General features: G+C 66.0%; 17 protein-coding genes. 11 read left to right on the forward strand and 6 right to left on the reverse strand.

Features of this window, described 5'->3' with window-relative positions:
- Window positions 1-16 precede the first annotated feature (16 nt).
- Window positions 17-1,132, forward strand: a complete 1,116-nt coding sequence (locus F8O08_RS00745; RefSeq protein WP_225733521.1) for a pseudouridine synthase — start codon at window positions 17-19, stop codon at window positions 1,130-1,132.
- A 96-nt stretch (window positions 1,133-1,228) separates the two neighbouring features.
- On the opposite strand, the gene F8O08_RS00750 is transcribed toward F8O08_RS00745, so the two are convergent.
- On the reverse strand, window positions 1,229-2,095 hold the full coding sequence (locus F8O08_RS00750) for an endonuclease domain-containing protein (protein WP_158042322.1): 867 nt from the start codon (window positions 2,093-2,095) through the stop codon (window positions 1,229-1,231).
- A gap of 955 nt (window positions 2,096-3,050) precedes the next feature.
- Between F8O08_RS00750 and dnaK the strand changes: the two genes are divergently transcribed.
- The 4 genes from dnaK (at window position 3,051) to F8O08_RS00770 (ending at window position 7,210) form a co-directional block, all read left to right on the forward strand.
- Window positions 3,051-4,919, forward strand: coding sequence for a molecular chaperone DnaK (dnaK, locus tag F8O08_RS00755; protein ID WP_158038562.1), 1,869 nt, complete (start codon window positions 3,051-3,053; stop codon window positions 4,917-4,919).
- An 11-nt stretch (window positions 4,920-4,930) separates the two neighbouring features.
- Window positions 4,931-5,599: a nucleotide exchange factor GrpE gene (locus F8O08_RS00760; protein WP_158038561.1), complete on the forward strand. Its 669-nt coding sequence runs from the start codon at window positions 4,931-4,933 to the stop codon at window positions 5,597-5,599.
- A 120-nt stretch (window positions 5,600-5,719) separates the two neighbouring features.
- Window positions 5,720-6,742: a DnaJ C-terminal domain-containing protein gene (locus F8O08_RS00765; RefSeq protein ID WP_158030648.1), complete on the forward strand. Its 1,023-nt coding sequence runs from the start codon at window positions 5,720-5,722 to the stop codon at window positions 6,740-6,742.
- Window positions 6,743-6,763: 21 nt separating this feature from the next.
- Window positions 6,764-7,210 carry a heat shock protein transcriptional repressor HspR gene (locus F8O08_RS00770; protein ID WP_158031754.1) on the forward strand — a complete coding sequence of 149 codons (447 nt, stop codon included), beginning with the start codon at window positions 6,764-6,766 and terminating at the stop codon, window positions 7,208-7,210.
- Between the two features lie 10 nt (window positions 7,211-7,220).
- On the opposite strand, the gene F8O08_RS00775 is transcribed toward F8O08_RS00770, so the two are convergent.
- Both F8O08_RS00775 and F8O08_RS00780 read right to left on the reverse strand, forming a co-directional pair.
- Window positions 7,221-8,543 carry a threonine/serine ThrE exporter family protein gene (locus tag F8O08_RS00775; RefSeq protein ID WP_158038560.1) on the reverse strand — a complete coding sequence of 441 codons (1,323 nt, stop codon included), beginning with the start codon at window positions 8,541-8,543 and terminating at the stop codon, window positions 7,221-7,223.
- Window positions 8,544-8,701: 158 nt separating this feature from the next.
- Window positions 8,702-9,316 carry a DUF5666 domain-containing protein gene (locus F8O08_RS00780; protein WP_158038559.1) on the reverse strand — a complete coding sequence of 205 codons (615 nt, stop codon included), beginning with the start codon at window positions 9,314-9,316 and terminating at the stop codon, window positions 8,702-8,704.
- Window positions 9,317-9,692: 376 nt separating this feature from the next.
- Between F8O08_RS00780 and F8O08_RS00785 the strand changes: the two genes are divergently transcribed.
- A complete protein-coding gene (locus tag F8O08_RS00785; protein WP_158038558.1) occupies window positions 9,693-10,619 on the forward strand; it encodes a hypothetical protein in 927 nt (308 codons plus the stop codon).
- A gap of 39 nt (window positions 10,620-10,658) precedes the next feature.
- On the opposite strand, the gene F8O08_RS00790 is transcribed toward F8O08_RS00785, so the two are convergent.
- A complete protein-coding gene (locus F8O08_RS00790; protein WP_158038557.1) occupies window positions 10,659-12,263 on the reverse strand; it encodes a CYTH and CHAD domain-containing protein in 1,605 nt (534 codons plus the stop codon).
- A gap of 201 nt (window positions 12,264-12,464) precedes the next feature.
- Here F8O08_RS00790 and F8O08_RS00795 point away from each other — a divergent pair, with 201 nt between their 5' ends.
- From F8O08_RS00795 to F8O08_RS00810, 4 genes are all read left to right on the forward strand, one after another.
- Window positions 12,465-12,926: an Hsp20/alpha crystallin family protein gene (locus F8O08_RS00795; RefSeq protein WP_158038556.1), complete on the forward strand. Its 462-nt coding sequence runs from the start codon at window positions 12,465-12,467 to the stop codon at window positions 12,924-12,926.
- Between the two features lie 186 nt (window positions 12,927-13,112).
- Window positions 13,113-14,822 carry a circularly permuted type 2 ATP-grasp protein gene (locus F8O08_RS00800; protein ID WP_158038555.1) on the forward strand — a complete coding sequence of 570 codons (1,710 nt, stop codon included), beginning with the start codon at window positions 13,113-13,115 and terminating at the stop codon, window positions 14,820-14,822.
- Window positions 14,803-15,732 carry an alpha-E domain-containing protein gene (locus F8O08_RS00805; RefSeq protein ID WP_158038554.1) on the forward strand — a complete coding sequence of 310 codons (930 nt, stop codon included), beginning with the start codon at window positions 14,803-14,805 and terminating at the stop codon, window positions 15,730-15,732. Before F8O08_RS00800 ends, F8O08_RS00805 begins: the two co-directional genes overlap by 20 nt.
- Complete coding sequence (locus tag F8O08_RS00810) at window positions 15,729-16,574, forward strand: transglutaminase family protein (protein WP_158038553.1); 846 nt, start codon at window positions 15,729-15,731, stop codon at window positions 16,572-16,574. Before F8O08_RS00805 ends, F8O08_RS00810 begins: the two co-directional genes overlap by 4 nt.
- A gap of 43 nt (window positions 16,575-16,617) precedes the next feature.
- Here the strand turns inward: F8O08_RS00810 and F8O08_RS00815 are convergent, their stop codons facing one another.
- On the reverse strand, window positions 16,618-17,109 hold the full coding sequence (locus F8O08_RS00815) for a flavin reductase family protein (RefSeq protein ID WP_158038552.1): 492 nt from the start codon (window positions 17,107-17,109) through the stop codon (window positions 16,618-16,620).
- Entirely contained in the window at window positions 17,106-17,678 is a 573-nt protein-coding gene (locus F8O08_RS00820) for a hypothetical protein (protein ID WP_158038551.1), read from the reverse strand. The genes F8O08_RS00815 and F8O08_RS00820 overlap by 4 nt, the downstream gene beginning before the upstream one ends.
- 122 nt (window positions 17,679-17,800) lie before the next feature.
- Here F8O08_RS00820 and F8O08_RS00825 point away from each other — a divergent pair, with 122 nt between their 5' ends.
- Complete coding sequence (locus F8O08_RS00825; RefSeq protein ID WP_158042323.1) at window positions 17,801-19,027, forward strand: monooxygenase; 1,227 nt, start codon at window positions 17,801-17,803, stop codon at window positions 19,025-19,027.
- Window positions 19,028-19,075 lie beyond the last annotated feature (48 nt).

The following is a 19,075-nucleotide window of genomic DNA, read 5'->3' on the forward strand; positions in this document are numbered from 1 at the left end:
GGCTACGCTGATGCCTATGCCTTCTGCACCGTTCGCTCCCCGCGACGGCGTGTCAGCCACGCGCGTGGTCACCCCGCCACCGGTGCGCCAGACACCACCCGCGGGGCAGACCCCGCCACGCACGATCGGGGAGTGGCTGCGCGTGCGCTTTCCAGCATCCGTCGAGGTCGATGCAGGCCTCGCCGACGGACGATATGTCTATGCAGACGGGCAGCCGGTCAACGCAGACGATGTCTACCGCCCGCGCACCGAGATCTGGTTCGAGCGTGACCTGCCAGATGAGGCGGAGGTGCCTGGCAGCATCCACATCGTGCACCGAGATGCCCGGCTGATCGTCATCGACAAGCCTCCGTTCCTGGCGACGATTCCGCGCGGGCAGCACGTGCGGCAGACGGTCGTGGCTCGGCTGCGCTCCGAACTCGGCCTGCCAGAGCTGCAGCCGGTGCACCGGCTCGACCGGCTCACCTCGGGCCTCGTCGTGCTGACGACGGAGCGGCGCTGGCGCGGCGCCTACCAGACGCTGTTCCAACGGCGTGAAGTGCACAAGGTCTACCGAGCGCTTGCCCAGCTGTCTGCAGAGCGGGTGGCGCTGATGCCTCTGTGCGAGGGTGCGCCGCGCAGAATGGGGGATGCCGGTGTGCGCCCGTCTTGGACGGTCGGGCAGGCCGTCGAAGTGCGCAGCCGCGTCGAGAAGCGTCGTGGATGCTGGCAGGCTGAGGAGCTGCCGGGCGAGGCCAACGCGATCAGCAGCATCGTGCTTGAGCGTGCGCTTGAACGCGCGGGCGCCGAACCCGCATCGGAGGAACTCTTTGGTTCCGGGGCGAATTGCGGCGGTGCCGAGGGCGTGACTGCTGGCGTCGGCGCCGGCGTCGGCGTCTTCCGACTGGAGCCCTCGACCGGACGCACGCATCAGCTGCGAGTGCACATGAACCGTTTAGGGGCGCCGATTCTTGGTGATCCGCTGTACCCGGTGGTTCGAGAGGCATGGCCCGGCGGGCCGCCTGCGGATGACTTCGAGCAGCCGCTGCAGCTGCTGGCAGCCGAGCTGTCGTTCACGGATCCGGTCGATGGCGTCGCTCGACACTTCGAGGCGCAGCGGCGGCTGCCGATCAGCGTACAAGAGTGGGAGTGAGGGGCACTGGTCTCGTAAACTGCTTGGCACCTGCACCTGCACCTGCTTGGCACCGTCACCTGCTTGGCTTCGGCGTGCTGGCCTGGATCGGGTGACTCAGGCGCGAGCGAGTCGACTCAGGATGTCGCGGTACACCTCAGGCCACTGATGCAGAATCTGATGATAGGTGTACCTGGCGCTGACATATCCGGCACGTTCGATGGCAATATCCTTCGCATGATCACGCCGAAACTGCTCGGCGTCGCGATGCGTGCCTCCATTGAGCTCGATGGCCAGCACCCCATCGACGACGAGATCGATTCGCTGACGGTTGTCGAGCAGAACTTGTGATTCAACGTGGTGACCCGCCAAAGTCAAGAGCACCCGAGCAATGCTCTCAAGACCAGACTCAGCCTGGGCGTCGACGAGCGCGAGCACAGCGCGACCGCGAGGAGTGCGCCGCAACTCGGCCATGACATCCACAGTGCTGATGTGCAGATCAAGCTGGCGTCGCGCGCCGTTGCCTGGGCGCAGCGTGGCATGGCGCAGCAGTGAATCGACGACCGCGACGGTCTCGGGTATCGACACATCGTTCAGGCCGTGGCGCAGGGCGGTCACCGGAGGCACGACGCCATGCTGCAAGACGGTGCGATTGTAACGAGGGTGGGTGTGGGTTATCACCAAATGGCCTGATGCGGCGGGGGCAGGCGGCAACGTGGTGTTGACATGCAGATGCATCTGAGCCTGATCTGGCAGCCAGATGTCTTTGTGCAGCAGTTTCAGCCGGTGGAGCCCAGAGAGATGCCCGCCGAACTTGACGGCTGCGACCACCCATGCGTTGGCGCCGGTGGTCGCGAACCAGCCCTGTCTGAGCCGGACGAGCTCGTTCTGCCGCAGGAGCTGGTCGAGCCTGCGTCGCGAGATGCCGGCAAGCGCCAGGGCTCGTGTGTTGGATACTCCGAATGGTGTTGATGGAATGGCCATGTCGCCTATGGTCGTGCCCCGGGGCCTGAGGTGTCAGCGGGGCGGCTGCACTGTGGTGAAAGCGATGGTGCCCGCACAGCTGTGCAGAACTGGGTGCAGAACTGGGTGTGTCTGTGTCTGTGTCTGTGTCTGTGGGTGTGGGTGTGGGTGTGGGTGTGGGGCGGGCGTGGGTATGTGCAGTTGTGGCTGCGGGCGGGTTTGCGCGCGAGCGTGGGTATGTGCAGTTGTGGCTGTGGGTGGGTTGCGCAAGTGGGAGGTATTGAGCGTGTGATTGCGCTCAGCTGGTCGGTACGGGTGTGTACGGTTCCGCTCAGATGTGTACGGTTCCGCTCAGATGTGTACGGTTCCGCCGACATCGGGGTGATTTGGGCGGAAATGTGTACAGCGCGGCGGAATCGTGTGCATGCGGCGGAATCGCGCGGCCGTAGATCTGGGCTGGTTGGTTGGCTGGCTGGGCAGGGCTGGACTGGGATGGACTGGTTGGCTGGGCAGGGCTGGACTGGGATGGACTGGTTGGCTGGGCAGGACTGGGATGGGCTGGTTGGCTGAGCTGGTTGGCCGGTTGGCTGGTTGGTTGGTTGGTTGGTTGGTCGGCTTGGGCTGGCTGGTTGGGCAGCTTGGGCGCCTAGGCCGGGCGAGTTGGGGCGGCGGGGTGCTCGAGCTGTCGGCGGATGCGCAGAGAGAGCGGGTGAGAACCACCGCTGAGAGGTCGGTCGGGTTCGTTCCGTGCTCGTGTGATTGCCAAGACCTGTGAAACTTGAGTGAACTTTGCTCAACATTTCGGGAATAGCTTGACTAGGGGATGCCGTTGTGTAACCTTGAGCGTAGATGACTCAAGGGTGTACATCAGAAGCTGATGTGCAAATGACCTGGAGGTCATCGAAGAAGACTTATATTGCGCGGGTGCAGAGCCCGTGCATGCGTGGCTCGGTTCGCCGAGCAGAAAGGACACACAATGTCACGTGCAGTAGGAATCGACCTCGGCACCACCAACTCGGTCGTCGCGGTTCTGGAAGGCGGCGAACCCACAGTCATCGCGAATGCTGAGGGCTTCCGCACCACTCCATCAGTGGTCGCATTCGCCAAAGACGGGGAGGTGCTCGTCGGCGAGACCGCAAAGCGCCAGGCGGTGACGAACGTCGACCGCACCATCGCATCGGTGAAGCGCCACATCGGCACCGATTGGAAGACCGATGACATCGACGGCAAGAAGTTCACTCCGCAGGAGATCTCGGCTCGCATTCTGCAGAAGCTGAAGACCGACGCCGAGAGCTACTTGGGCGACAAGGTCACCGACGCGGTCATCACCGTGCCTGCGTACTTCAACGACGCCCAGCGTCAGGCCACCAAAGAGGCCGGTGAGATCGCAGGCCTCAACGTGCTGCGCATCATCAACGAGCCGACTGCGGCCGCTCTGGCATACGGCCTCGACAAGGGCAAAGAAGACGAGCTCATCCTCGTGTTCGACCTCGGTGGTGGCACGTTCGACGTCTCGCTTCTGGAGGTCGGCAAGGATGACGACTTCTCGACCATTCAGGTGCGGGCCACCTCGGGCGACAACCACCTCGGTGGTGACGACTGGGATCAGCGCGTCGTCGAGTACCTCATCAAGAAGTTCAAAGAGGCCAGCGGCGTCGACGTCTCGGGTGACAAGATCGCCCTGCAGCGCCTGAAAGAGGCCGCCGAGCAGGCGAAGAAAGAGCTGTCGAGCCAGACGACCGCCCACGTGCAGCTGCCGTACCTGTCACTGACCGAGAGCGGCCCGGCCAACCTCGACGAGACCATCACTCGCGCGAAGTTCGAAGAGCTGACCGCAGATCTCGTGCAGCGCACGGCCAAGCCGTTCACCGACGTGATCAAAGAGGCCGGCGTCAAGGTCTCGGATCTCGACCACGTGGTGCTCGTCGGCGGTTCGACTCGTATCCCGGCAGTCGTCGAAGAGGTCAAGAAGCTCACCGGCGGCAAAGAGCCGAACAAGGGCGTCAACCCTGACGAGGTCGTCGCAGTCGGCGCAGCCATCCAGGCCGGCGTTCTGAAGGGCGAGCGCAAAGACGTGCTGCTGATCGACGTCACCCCACTGAGCCTCGGCATCGAGACCAAGGGCGGCATCTTCACCAAGCTGATCGAGCGCAACACGGCCATCCCGACCAAGCGCAGCGAGACGTTCACCACGGCTGAGGACAACCAGCCGTCGGTCGCCATCCAGGTGTTCCAGGGCGAGCGCGAGTTCACCCGTGACAACAAGAGCCTCGGCACCTTCGAGCTGACCGGTATCGCACCGGCTCCGCGCGGTGTGCCGCAGGTCGAGGTCACCTTCGACATCGACGCCAACGGCATCGTGAAGGTCTCGGCTAAGGACAAGGGCACCGGCAAAGAGCAGGAGATCACCATTCAGGGTGGCTCCGGCCTTTCGCAGGAGGACATCGACCGCATGGTCAAGGAGGCCAAGGACAACGAGGCCGAAGACAAGAAGCGTCGCGACGCCGCTGAGGTGCGCAACAACGCCGAGCAGCTGGCCTACTCGATCGAGAAGCTCATCAAAGAGAACGAGGACAAGCTCTCTGATGAGGTCAAGACCGAGGTCACCGCTGATGTCGAGGCTGTCAAGAAGGCACTTGAGGGTTCGGACGACGACGCAGTGAAGGCTGCGTTCGACAAGCTGAACGAGTCGCAGGTCAAGCTCGGCCAGGAGATCTACAAGACCGCGCAGGAAGAGGGCGCCGCTGGCGCTGCTGACGGCGAGGCCAAGGCAGACGGCAAGTCGGGCGATGACGACGACGTGGTCGACGCAGAAGTCGTCGACGACGATGACGACAAGAAGTAAGGCGATTCACCATGGCTGACAACAACGTGGCTGGCACTCCGAACGAGTCAGGGCTTCCTGACGACGGGGCCCAGCCGACGAGCCAGCAGCCAGAGGCCCAGCCGAACGGGCAGCAGACCGAGGGCGCGCAGGGTGCTGACACAGCATCCGCCGCCCCCGGCCGGCCCGCCGGCGAGGCTGACCAGGCTGCAGGCGAGCATGATCAGGCGGATGCCGGCGCGAGCGCCGAGGGCGCCGCGGCAGACGCTGACGGCGAGGCCTCACGCGAGGACAAACTGTTGGACGAGCTGCAGCGTCTGGCGGCGGAGTACAAGAACTACCGCCAGCGCACCGAGGCCCAGCAGATTCGCGATCGCGAGCGTGCGGTCGGCGATGCGGCCAAACGACTGTTCCCGATCTTCGACGACCTCGACCGGGCTGAGAAAGCCGGCGATCTCGCAGAGGGCACGGCGTTCGCGACCATCGCGTCGAAGCTGAGGGCCGTCGGCGAGGGGCTCGGCATCGAGCGCTTCGGAGCGAAGGGCGAGCCGTTCGATCCGAACCAGCATGAGGCTGTGCTGCAGCAGCCCAGCCCCGATGTCGATGCGCTGGTCATCGGTGAGGTCGTCGAACCCGGCTACAAGCTGGGCGACACACTGCTGCGCGCGGCCAAAGTGGTCGTGCTGGCACCTGCTGAGTGATCGGTCGCATGAGAATGCGCCCGACGGGCAACGCGCCCCGTGGCGGGATGCGGATCCTCTCTGGATCCCTTCCGTCACGGGGCGCTCGACACATGAAGACGACAGAAGGAGGCGAGAGGCATGGCGAGTCAGGATTGGCTTGAGAAGGACTTCTACGCCGTGCTGGGAGTGTCGAAAGACATCTCCGACGCCGATCTGAAGAAGGAATACCGCAAGCTGGCGCGCAAGTATCACCCCGATGCGAACCCGGGCGACGCTGCGGCAGAGAACAAGTTCAAAGAGATCAGCGAAGCGTATTCGGTGCTCTCTGACCCCAAGCAGCGCAAGGAGTATGACGCGCTGCGGGCCATGGGCGGAGGTGCGCGCTTCACCGCGGGCGCCGGCGGCCAGGGCGGTCAGGGGTTCGAGGATCTCTTCGGCGGGCTGTTCGGCCAAGGTGCCGGGGCACCCGGCGGTCAGCGAGTGCGCTTTCAGACCGGGGGACAGCCCGGCGGCGCAGGTGCGGGCTACGAGGATCTCTTCGGCGGACTGTTCGGCGGCGGAGCCGGCGCCGGAGGGTTCGGCGGTCAGGGATACCGCGCTGCGCCGCAGCGCGGTCGTGACGTCGAAGCTCGTGCCCAGCTGACCTTTGCCCAAGCGGTGCATGGCGCGACGGTGTCGTTGGCATCGCCGCAGGGCAAGCGCGTCAAGACGAAGGTTCCGGCCGGAGTTCGAGACGGCCAGAAGATCAAGGTTCGCGGCAAAGGCGAGCCCGGTCAGAACGGCGGTCCGGCTGGCGACTTGATCGTGCGTGTGCACGTGGGCTCCCACCCGGTGTTCAAACGCGACGGCGACGACCTGCGGGTCGAGCTGCCGGTGACGTTCGCCGAGGCGGCGCTGGGCGCCACCGTTCAGGTGCCGACCTACGACGGCGAACCGGTCAAGGTGAAGATTCGCCCGGGCACCCCTTCGGGCCGCGTGCTGCGAGTCAAAGGCAAGGGCGTCAAGGCAGGTCGGCACACCGGCGATCTGCTGGCAGAAGTCCAGATCGTGGTGCCGAGCAAGCTCGACAGCGCGGCAAAGAAGGCATTGGATGACCTCACCGAGGCGATCGGTGACGCCGACCCGCGCGCAGAGCTCTACGCGCAGGCCAAAGAGAAGTAAGAGAGCAGGTGAGTCGCCATGATGGATGAGACGGAGCATCTGTTCAGCATCTCGGCGGCCGCACAGCTGGCGGGCATGCACCCGCAGACGCTGCGGCAGTACGACCGAATCGGTCTGGTGCAGCCGCAGCGCACTGCGGGTCGCTCCCGTCGGTACTCGCTGCGTGACATCGTGCAGCTGCGAGAGGTGCAGCGTCTCTCGAACGCCGGCGTGAGCCTAGAGGGCATTCGCCGCATGATCGATCTCGAGAACCAGGTGCACAGGCTGCAGAGTCGTGTGGCCGAGCTCGAGGCCGCTCTTGACGATGCACTCATCTACCGCCCCGGTGCTCGCACGTTCGCCGCCGGCATCGCCGGTGAAATCGTCACGCTCGACCAAGGTCGCCGTCGCGTCCAGGCGACGGGCGGCGAACTCGTCGTATGGCGGCCGGTCCGTCAGAACGGCCGGAAGCCGCCGTCAGAGGCCTGACAGCGCATCCTCACCCGCGCAGGGCGTCGAACGACCACTCGCGCTCGGTGAGCATGCGCGCGATGGTCAGCCCGACGGCCAGCGACACGATGGTCGCGAGCGCCTGCACACCATAGCCGCCAGCCTGCACGATATCGCCCTGGTTTAGGTACACCAGGGCGCGATAGGCGCTGGAACCCGGCACCATGATGAGCACCGCGGGCACGGTCAGCGTGATGCGTGGGGCCTCCAGACGCGAAGCGATCATGTAGGCGAGCAGCCCCACGAGCAGGGCGGCCACGACCGTCGACACCTGCGGCGGCCAGCCCATGTCGCCCGTCGTCAGACGGAACACGTTCGCGACCGCGCCGATCCAGGCTGCGCTCAGAGCGAGCCTGAACGGGGTGTTGAACATCATCGCGAATCCTGTGACGGCGACGAAGCCGGCGACGAGTCGTGATGCGATGACGATCCAGACCGGCCAGGTCGAGGGAGTCGGCGCAGCAGTCGGCTGCAGATCGAACATCATGGCGACCGCCCACGCGCCGAACGACACCGACATCAGCACCAGCCCGGCAAACGTGAGGCGGCCGATCGCCGAGTTGAGATCGAGCCGAGCCAGATCGAGGGTCGCGGTCACCAGCGGAAAGCCCGGCACGAGCAGCAGCAGCGCCGAGGTGAAGCCGGCATCGTGCAGCGGGCTCACGTGCCCGCTCACCGCCGACAGGATGCCGGTGAACAGCACGTAGCAGAGACTGGCGATGAGGCCGCAGACCGCATACATCGCGAGCTGGTTGATGCGCAGCTTCACCAGCGTCACGCGCAGCCACTGTGCGATCGACACGGACAGCGCGACTCCGACGCACTCCTGCCACCCGCCGTTGTTCAGAAACGCGAACCCCGAGCAGGCCATTATCGCGGCGATCAGCGTCAGCCACGTCGGATAGTGTCGAGGCCTCTTCTCGATGACGTCGAGACGCCGGTTCAGCTCCTCTGCCAGCATTCCCTGCGGCATGTGATGTGAGAGTCGCTCCAACTCGACGATGCGATCGGCATCGACCCCGCCGACTCGTGCCTCAGCGACACGCGTGCGAAAGATGGCGCCGCGAAAGAACGTGCAGACGATCTCTGTGGCGGTGATCTGCGTGTGCAGTGAGGTCATGCCCAATGCCTGGGCGGCGCGTGACATGGCCTGCTTGACGCGGAACGAGCTCGAGCTCGCCTGCAGCATCATCCGTCCCAGCCGCATGATCGCGTTCGACTTCTCGATCAGATGGATCGGCTCGAGCAGAATCTCGCCGGTCGGTGTCGGGTCGACTGGTGTCGAATCTGGGGAGGGCGAAGACGGACTCATACTTTCTATTGTGCCGCTTCCGCCGGTGGGCCGTTCTACGCGTTCCAATGCCGGAGACCACCCAGCGTGCGCGATTGCCGGTCGAGAGGCCTTCTGGCGAAGATGAGAGAGGATGTGCCTCCGACTTGCTTGCGGAAGGCAGGTCTCAGGAGGAACGATCAGTTCGTGGTGCTCTGCGAGTTCTGCTGCGGACCGGGCGCGCCTTGCCCCGGACCGCTCTGTGTCCCAGCCATCGGCGTGTCCGCAGCGTCATCGCCTTCGGTGATCGACTGAGCCATGATCGAGCCGTTCGACTCCTCGCCTTGGACGCGGATCGAGTCTCCGACGGCCAGATCCGAGACAGAGCCCTGCTGCGTGGTGGTCACTGAAGTGCCTGATCCGGTGTTGATCGTGGTCGTTTCGCCAGACTGCGTCTTGATCGTGATGGTCCCGTCTGAGACTCCGGTGATCGTGCCGCTGGTCAGCCCGCTGAGCATGCCGCCGGATGCGGCCTCGCCATCGGATGCACCCATTGGGGCTCCCTGTCCGCCGGTTCCGCCAGGCCCCTGCTGTATCGAACCGGCTGAGGTGGAGGCCGCCTGAGCGAAGACCGTGCCTCCGAGGAATCCGAGTCCGATGAGGATCACGGCGGTCAGCCCGCCGGTGAGCCACCTTCCGACCTTCGATCTCGACTGCGAGGTCGGCTGTGCGGTCTCGGGTGCGGTGGGTGGGGTCGAACGCGATTCGGCGCCGTCTACGTCGCCGAGCCGGTTGTTCGTCGTCGGGGTGGTCAAGGTTGCTCCTTCATCTCAAGGCGTGTCGGCCGGTGACCGATGAGTGCCGCTGGGCTGGTGATTCCCAGTGTTGCGGCGCACACTGTCCGGTGGATCTTCGACTGCTGTGTCGTCTCTGTCTCTCTCTTGTGGGGCAGCCAGCACCTCTCGTGCGAGCCAACCAGCGGAGCCAATCAGTGATGCCGTTGACTCGAAGAACGCCACCGCTACTCGGGCGCAATGGCAGTCGCCTGCAGACGTCGGTCGGCCCGCCGCGGGTGGTCTGCGACAGTCTGATGATCGAAGTCGAGGAACTTCACAGCTCGGCATCAGCCGGAGGCCAGCTGAACCGATCACACTGTGAAATGGCCACCATCGTCACGACAGGGAGGACCCCATGCAGATTCAAGAGTTCGCTCGCGCCTACCAGACGCCATACCGTGTGCCGCAGCGTCGCGGCAGCGAGATAGACACGATCATGCTGCCGGCGCGAACGTTCTCAGGTGCGTGGGGAGAAGTGCTGTGCCAATCTCTCGACGGGCAGCCGGAAGGGGCGCTGCGTGCGCGCGTGAAGACGCTGCAGACCGCGTACCAAGGGTGGTTCGAGACAGTGGGAGACGTGCTCATGCGGCAGCTGAGCCACACCCTCGAAGCATCTGACGCCGAAGTGATGACGGCGCTCGCCGAGATGGCTTTTCATCGTATGAACACGCATCTCGGCGCCGCGTGGCTGCGTCTTGCGAGGAGTGCCGAGAGCCGCGGGGCACGTCGGCAAAGCGGAGAGGGCGTGGCCGATGCGACGGCCAGCGCCAGAATTGCCATTCGCGCCGACATCGATCGGCTCAGCGGTGCCCACCGAGGCATCGAGACCTCGGGCGAGTTCGCGGCCGACGATGTCGCCGAGCTCGACGACTGGTATTCCGCGCTGGTGACGCAGATGCGCGCCTTCGACGATCTGCTCGAGGTCGCTCAGATCGATCCGGATGTCGTGGTGCTGCCCGCCCCGGTTCAGTTCAGCACGCAGGGAGCGGCGAGTTGCGACGTGGTGCTGGTGAACCCGGCCACTGATCGAGCGATCGGCGTGCGAGTGCCGCACCGGAGCGGCTGGCGATCCTCCCTGCGCAGCAGCGCTGGGATGCCGCGTGCCGGCCGCGTCGCCGCAGACCGATCTGCCGACCCGGGGAAGGAGGCTGCGGAGACATCGCCATCGGGCGTCGGCCAGCGCATCGATCACGCCCGCGTGCTTGAGATGGGCACGCTGCGCCCGGCGCAGATCGTGACCATTGCGCTGCATCAGCTGCGGCCGGTGGAGGCACAGGCCTGACTCCGGCGGAATCCGGCTGACCGGCGAGCACGGTCGGGATCAGTCGTCGAGCGCGGCGCTCGCCGAGGCGAGCAGCTCGTCTCGGGCCTCGCCGTAGCGGCCGAGCGCCTCGGCCCCGCGTTCACGGGCGCGCAGAGCGAGCAGATAGTAGGGAAGTGCAGCACGCTGTGTCGTGCGTGCTCGTTCGTCGTCTGCTGCCACATGCAGCACGTGGTCGGCGAAGAGCGCGTCGTCGCGGTGGTCGCCGAGCAGATCCTGCAGTCGTTTCGCCGCCTTCGCCAGGCGCTTCGCATCTGTGCGCTCCAGCACCCGCACCGGAGTGTCGGCGAGCCCGAGCGAGATCGCCTCGGCCGCATACCGGATGCGACGGGCGTCTTTGCGCACCTCGTGCAGGGCGTGCTCGAACCGCAGGCGTGCGCGCACCCCGGCTCCCGTGGGTGGGAGTCGATCCCAGACCTCGACCAAACAGTGGTCGTCTGCGACGAACGAAGCGACTGCCTCTGCGAGCTGTGCACGCAGCGCGGGTACGGCATCCGTCTGGCCCTCGGGTGAGGCCGCTTTGGGATCGGTCAGACGCCGAAGCTGCTCGGCGATGTCGTTGCGACGTTCGTCGGTGAGATCGGCAGTGAGCCGAGCGTGCTCCACGGCGTAGAGACGCCATGCCGGTTCTGACAGACGGCCGACCAGACGCCTCGCCGCGGGCACACCCTGCAGCTGCAGCACCTGCTGCTCGGCGTCGCGGGCACGCACCTCGGCGTCGCGGGCAGCACCGAGATCGTCGCCGAGACGTTTGAGGTGGCGGCGGGTGGCCCGCACGATCGCCGGGTCGACGAAGACACCGTAGACGTCGAGCAGACTGCGCAGCCGGCGGATGACGATTCGAGCCTGATGCACGCCGTCGGGTCGGTCGGCGATCGCGTCGTCGAGGCGCGAGTCGAGCTCGACGGCCAGCCCCTGCGCGATGTGCGCGACGGTCTGCGCGGCCGTCGCCTGTGCGCCTCGGTCGAGGCCGAGCGCGCGCTGCAGCTTCGCCACGGCCGACGAGGGGCGGGCTCCCGCTTCGATCAGACGATCGGAGACGGTCTGCAGCAGCAGTGCGCCGGAGCTGCCGGGAGCGTCGTCGAGGCGTTCGTCGAGCTCGGCCTCCCACTCATGCCACTGTCGCACCGAGCCGTCGCGCAGGTCGGTGGTGCGCACTTCGTCGTCGGCGATCTCGGCGAGCGGTCGTCGTTCGGCGTCACTCAGCTCGGTGGCCGTGCGTGTGGTCTCGATGCGTGCGACCGGGGCCAGCTCCTCGGGCTTGGCCCAGGCCTCTACCAGACGCAGTGCGCCGACAGGAATCTCGTCGGGGGCGGCCGAGTCTATGGGCCAGTGCCGCTCGATGCGCCCGTGCTCACCGGTGGTCTTCACGTGCCAGCCGGCATCGTGGCCGCCGGTGCGACGGCGCAGCGCCACTTTCGCCTGAATCAGCGTCAGCGAGGGGGTGTCGTAGTAGATGGCGTCGAGATGTGCTGGCTCTGGAGTGACCGCATGCGCCACGACGTCGATCACGGTGAGGTCGGGCAGAGCCGCGGCGCCGGGAACGTCGAACTTGCGCTCGATCTCGACGTGGCGTTCGCCAGCAGAATCGGAGGTTGCAGTCATGCTCCAAGACTAGCCGCGGCACCCGGGACGATGTCGCCTGTCAGAGAGTTGAGCGAAGCGCACTCAAGTTTGGAATAATGTCGATGACGCGACGTTGATACAGATGCAGCCGTCAAGAGGCGGTCGCACCGCATGATCGTGTCGATGACCCGGCGAGCGCCGGGCACCGAATCACAGACATTGACGAGAGGATGAAGCATCATGGCCATGGTTTTCGACCCGTTCCGCGAGATTGATCGTCTGGTGTCGAGCGCACAGCGAGGCCCCAAAGGCATGCCGATCGACCTGTATCGCAAGGGTGACCACTATGTGCTGTTGGCAGACATTCCGGGCGTAGAGCCCGATTCAATCGACATCGACCTCGACGGTCAGCAGCTGTCGATTCGAGCCGAGCGCAAGGCACACCGCAGCGGGGAGGTGCAGTGGATCGCGCAGGAGCGCCCCGCTGGCACCTATCTGCGGCAGCTGACTCTCGGCGACGGACTCGACGTCGAGCACATCACAGCCGACTACAGCAACGGGGTGCTCACGCTGACGATTCCGGTGAGTGAGAAGGCGAAGCCACGGAAGATCCAGGTCTCGACTTCGGCCGATGAACCCGGGTCGGCGACGGCCGCCGGTAATGCGGCGAAGGCCCCTGTCGAGGCCCCGAAGCAGGAGTGATCGGCCTGGCGGGCTGCGGTCTTCTGCGACCGTGGCCCGCCAGTCTCTCTCTGCGACAGACCCAGCGAAGGCACTGCGCGTGTAACATTCCCGACACCTGAGACTGAGAGACTGCTCAGTGTTCGCAGAACCGACGACATCCGATCCCCTCGTCTCAGCCGTTCGGCTCTGCAGGAGGGGAGACAGATGAGCGATCTGTTCGCCGGGTATCACACAGCTGCGGCACGGCATCCGTTCGGATCTGACGCTTGGGACGAGATGTTCTCGGTGCTGCCGGGCACGCCGGGAACCAGCGTGCAGGTGCGTGACGGGTACGATCGAGTGCTCAGCGTGCTCGAAGGCATGCCGCGTCGAGAGCTGAGCGCACGCATCGATGCGCTCGCGAACTCGTACCTCACTCAAGGCGTCACTTTCGACTTCGCCGGTGAGGAGCGTCCTTTTCCGATCGACCCGATTCCGCGCATCATCGAAGACGCCGAGTGGCGGCATGTCGAGGCCGGCATCGCTCAGCGCGTGCGTGCACTCGAGGCGCTGCTCGACGACGTCTACGGGCCGCAGAACGCCATTCGGGATCAGGTCATCCCCTCGCACATCGTGGCATCGTCGAAACACTTTCATCGGCAGGCGGCTGGCATCCGGCCGGCCAACGGGGTGCGCATCCAGGTCGCCGGCATCGACCTGATCCGTGATGCCGCAGGCACGCTGCGCGTGCTCGAAGACAATGTGCGTGTGCCCAGCGGGGTCAGCTACGTGATGTCGAACCGCAGCGTGATGGCACAGTCGCTGCCCGAGCTCTTCGGAACCCAGACGGTGCGGCCCGTCACGGAGTATCCCTCTCGCCTGCTCGCGGCCCTTCGCGCTGCGGCACCCGCTGACGTGGAGGATCCCACTGTGGTCGTGCTGACCCCGGGCATGCACAACTCGGCATATTACGAGCACACCCTGCTGGCGCGACGCATGGGCGTCGAGCTGGTCGAGGGTCGTGACCTGTTCTGCACCGGCGGTCGCGTGTACATGCGCACCACCGGCGGCCCGGAGCGCGTCGACGTGATCTATCGGCGCACGGACGACGAGTTCATCGACCCGCTGAACTTTCGGGCCGACTCGCTGCTCGGCTCGCCGGGGATCATGCTGGCGGCTCGCTTGGGGCACGTCACGATCGCCAACGCCGTCGGCAACGGCGTGGCCGACGACAAACTGATGTACACCTACGTCCCCGATCTCATTCGCTACTACCTGCACGAAGAGCCGATCATCCCCAACGTGCCGACGTGGCGTCTCGAAGACCCGGTGCAGCTCGAAGAGGTGCTCGATCGGCTGGACGAACTCGTCGTGAAGCCGGTCGACGGGTCGGGCGGCAAAGGCATTGTGCTCGGCCCCCAGGCGAGCCGTGACGAGCTCGATCAGCTGCGCCGGCGCCTGAAGAAAGATCCTCGCGGGTGGATCGCGCAGCCGGTGGTGATGCTGTCGACGATTCCCAGCGTGGTCGAAGACGGCATCCGCCCTCGGCACGTCGACCTGCGCCCGTTCGCCGTCAACGACGGCGAGGACGTCTGGGTGCTGCCCGGCGGGCTGACTCGCGTCGCGCTGCCTGAGGGACAGCTCGTGGTGAACTCGTCTCAGGGCGGCGGGTCGAAAGACACCTGGGTGCTCGGAGCACCCGCCCGATCGTCGCTCGCCGACGAACTCGTGCACGACGACCAGATCGACGCCCCGGCCAACGATCTGCTGAAGCTCGGCGGTGCGGTCGCATCCGGCGGCACCGGCAGCCTGATCGGGCCCGACCAGGGCCCGCGCAACGCGCCGGATCTGCGCCGCCAGCAGGAGCAGGAGCAGCAGCAGAGCCGGGATGCGCGCAAACACGGGGAGGTGCGTCATGCTGTCGCGAATCGCTGAGAGCCTGTTCTGGATCGGCCGGTACGTCGAACGGTCCGACGGCACCGCACGTCTGCTCGACGTGCACCTGCAGCTGCTGCTCGAAGACCCCTGGGTCGAGGAGTCGAACGCGTGCGAGGCGCTGCTCGGAGTGATGGGCAGCGCCCCCAAGACGTTCAGTCGCCTCTGCCGCGCCGACGTGCTGCGGCTGCTCGGCACGGATCGTACGCAGCCCTCGTCGATCGCGACGTCGCTGTGGGCGGCGCGAGAGAACGCCCGTGGTGCACGTGACGTGCTGCCGAGCGAGCTCTGGGAAGCGCTGAACATGACGGTCAAACGCCTGCCCCGGCAGGTGCAGCAGGAGCGGTCGCACGAGTACTTCAGACTGGTGCGCGAACGTGCGGCGCTGGTCTTCGGCATCATCGACTCGAACATCAGCCGTGATGACGCCTGGCGACTGATCACGCTGGGACGCTGCCTCGAACACGTCGATATGACGGCGCGCCTGCTCGCGACCCGCTCGCTGACGGAGGCCAGCGGGCCGTCTTGGTCGACCATCCTGCGCTCGTGTGGCGGGTTCGAGGCGTTCCAGCACACCTATCGCGGGCGGGCCAGCAGTCGTCACGCGATCGAGTTCCTGCTGCTCGATCTGCTGTTTCCCCGGTCGATGACGTACTCGCTCAACCGCGCGGTCGACTGCCTGCGCGGGCTCGACCCGATGCAGTCCCGAGTCTCGGTCGGCGTCGACTCCCTGCGCGTGCTTGGGCGAGTGCGCAGTCAGCTGGAGTACGCGCCCGTAGAGGCCCTGCAGGAGGATCTGCCGCGGTACATGGCCACGGTGCAGGCTGCTGTGCAAGAGGCGGCCGAGGGCATTCGCGACCGGTTCTTCCCAGTCAACCCGGATCCGACCTGGATCGGAGAGAACGTATGAAGCGTCTGCGCATCGAACATCGCACCGGCTACACCTATGACGGCCCGGCCGTCGCCTCGTACAACGAGGCCCGCATGCTGCCGGCGAGCGGCAGGTCGCAGCTGGTGATCAGCTCCGACCTGACCGTCTCGCAGGCCACGTCGCAGTTCGGCTACGTCGACTATTTCGGCACCAAGGTGTCGAGCTTCGACGTGCTGGGCCCCCACGACGAGCTGACCCTGGTCGCAACCAGTCTGGTCGAGGTGAGACCGCACTCCGACGGGCCGGGTGGGGCCACTTGGGAGCAGCTTGCCGATCACCGCAACGACACGATCGCGCTCAGCGAGCAGCTGCAGCAGACCGGTCGCACCCGACCGCCGGCAGAGGTGACCCGGCTGGCCAGGGGAGCCGTCGAGCAGACCAAGACTCCCGCTGAGGCCGCAGCCAGCATCCTCAGCGCGGTCGGCGACTCGATCGAGTATGTGCAGGGTGTGACGGCCGTGACCACGAGCGCGGCTCAGGCTTGGGACAAACGCAAGGGAGTCTGCCAGGACATCGCGCACATCGCGTTGGGCGCACTGCGCGCTGTGGGCATCCCGGCTCGGTATGTCTCCGGTTATCTGCATCCGCGACCGGATGCCGCCATCGGCGACGAGGTCGCCGGCGAGTCGCACGCGTGGCTGGAGTGGTGGGACGGCGACTGGCACGGCTACGACCCGACCAACCACACCGAGATCACCGACCGGCATGTGCAGGTGGGGCGCGGACGCGATTACGGCGACGTGCCTCCGCTGCGCGGCGTCTACTCGGGCGAGGGCGCATCGCACCTGTTCGTCTCAGTGCACATCACCCGAGAGGCGTGAGCGGCGCCGTGCAGAGCCTGTCGCTGAGGATACGGGCAGCAGCTCAGAGCAGAGAGCGCGACTGAGACCGGTGCCACAGAAGCGGCGTGTGCTCGGGCGTCTGCCAGGCCGAGAGCACCTCGAGGAAGGCGACATTGTGATCGCCTGCCTCGACCTCGCTGTGCAGCGAGCATTCGAGCGCGACCGGAGCATCGGTGAGCAGCAGCGCCCCAGCCTCGGTCGAGGTGGTCGCGATGCCGTCGAATCGATGGGCTCGATCTGATCCGGCCAGCTGACGCAGACGTTCGCTGTGCTGCTCGCCGAGGTATGAGATGCCGATGTGATGAGCGGCGCGGAGGTACGGCCATGTCTGCGAGTCTGCCTGCACGGCGACCGAGACGAGCGGTGGCTTGAGAGAGACCCCGACGGTGAACGACGAGGCCACCAGACCGTGCCGTTCGTCGCCTCGGTCGACGCCGAGCAGCACGATACCGCTGGGGAAGGCCCCGAAGAGCGTACGGAGCGTGGTCGGATCGAGTGCAGCTGTGGTGCTCATGCTCTCGCACGGCTCTCTTGGACGAGCAGCCGACCGAGATCGGTGCGTACTCGTGACAGGGTGGATGCCGAGCCGAGCTCCTGCGCAGCCTGCCAGTACCACTCGAGGTTCTTGCCGCGTTGCGTCGCCGACGCTCCGAGCTCGTCGAAGAATCGGGTGCTCACGAACGTGGCGGTCTCAGCTGCGCTCAGCCAGGCTCGGCGAATGTCGAGGTCGTTCTGCGAGTCGAGGGCGGCGCCGACCAACGACCGAGTCTCGGCGACCACCGTGTCGAGCTCGCCGATGATTGCCTGGATCTGGGGGTCGTCGGCGGTGACTTCGGCGTTGCCCTGCCAATAGCTGCGACGACGTGCGATCACCTGATCGATCGCTTCGATGTGTGCGGCAGAGGCGATGCCGAGAAGCGCCACGGCGTCGGTGAGCAGGTGAACCGGGTCGTCTGCGTGATCGTCGACGCTGTGCGGCTGTGCCGGAACGACGGCTGCAGCGGCGTCACGAACGGCGTCGACCTCGGGCTTTCGTCTGGCGATCGCCGTCAGCGACCGGAGTGGTGACGTGGTCACAGTCATGGATCCTCCTTGAATGGCTCAGAGCCGAAGATACGAGACTGACTGGGTCGACAGGTGATTGTTGCGGAATGTTCCGCCGCCGGTGGGAGCGTCGCTGAGATATTGGCGAGAATAAAGACATCATGACTTCCAGACCCGCGCAGAACGACACCACGACTGTGTCGACAGCAGACCTCGTAGCCCGATTCCGCCCGACACTGCAGGCTCTGGAGAGCAGCGCACTTCAGCGTGAGCAGGATCATGAGCTGCCGTACTCCGCGTATCGTGCACTCAAAGCCGAGGGCTTCGGCAAGGTGCGTCTCGGTCGAGACGACGGCGGAGACGACATCACCGTGCCGCAGCTGCTCGAGCTGATCGCGGCCGTCGCCCAGGCCGATTCCAACATCGCCCAGTCTTGGCGCACGCACATTCTGGCCGTCGAGCGCTTTCGCACGGCGCCCCAGTCGGCTCACCGAGACGAATGGCTGCGGCGCATCGCACAGGGAGACGTCATCGGTGGGGCCTGGACGGAGTCTGCGGATGTGACCATCGGCGTGTTCACGACGACGATCGCCCCAGACGCCGAGGGCGTGCTGCGGCTCAACGGGCGCAAGTTCTACAGCACCGGGTCTCTGCTCGCCGACTGGCTCGAGGTCGGGGCAGTCGATGCCGACGGCGAGTTCGTGATCGCCTCGATCCCGGCGCGCCGCGCCGGCGTGGAGCTGCTCGACGACTGGGACGGCTTCGGCCAGCAGCTGACCAGCAGCGGAACGACGATCTTCACCGACGTCGAGGTCGCGCCGGCCGACGTCGCCGGCTTCTCAGACAACCATGAGGGCTCACGGGGCTGGCAGCAGGTGGTGCTGCTCGCCATTCTGACCGGCATCGCTCGTGCCGCTGAGCACCTGGCCGTCACGCTCGTGCGAGAACGTGCGGCCGCGGTCGGCGACGTCGAAGAGGTCGACACTGCGGCGCTCGGCAGCATCTCGGCAGAGGTGCTGCGGGCAGAGACCGCGCTTCGCGCGGCCGGTGAGATTCTGCAGCGCGGTGACGACGCACTGATCGCCGCGACCGCAGAGGAAGGCGGCCGCGAGAGTGTCGCATCGCTGCTGGGCGAGGCAGAGCTGCAGACCTTCCGTGCGCAGCTCAACATCGTCCCGGCTACGCTGTCGGCTCTGAACAGCCTGATCGGCGTCGTCCCTGGCGTGCGAGAGACTCGTCACTGGGCCCGCATCGACCAGCTCTGGCGCAACGCGCGCACGATATCGTCGCACAATCCTGTGGCGTTCAAACAGCGCATGGTCGGTGACCGCCTGGCATTCGGCGTCGACTTCGGGGCTCGTGCCGAAGACCGGCGTCGCGAACAGTAGCCACCGCATCGAGGGCGCTGCATATTCCCGCTGATGGTTCTGCGCCCT

This window comes from Pseudoclavibacter sp. CFCC 13611 (assembly GCF_008831225.1).
Taxonomy (GTDB): Bacteria; Actinomycetota; Actinomycetes; order Actinomycetales; family Microbacteriaceae; genus Pseudoclavibacter_A.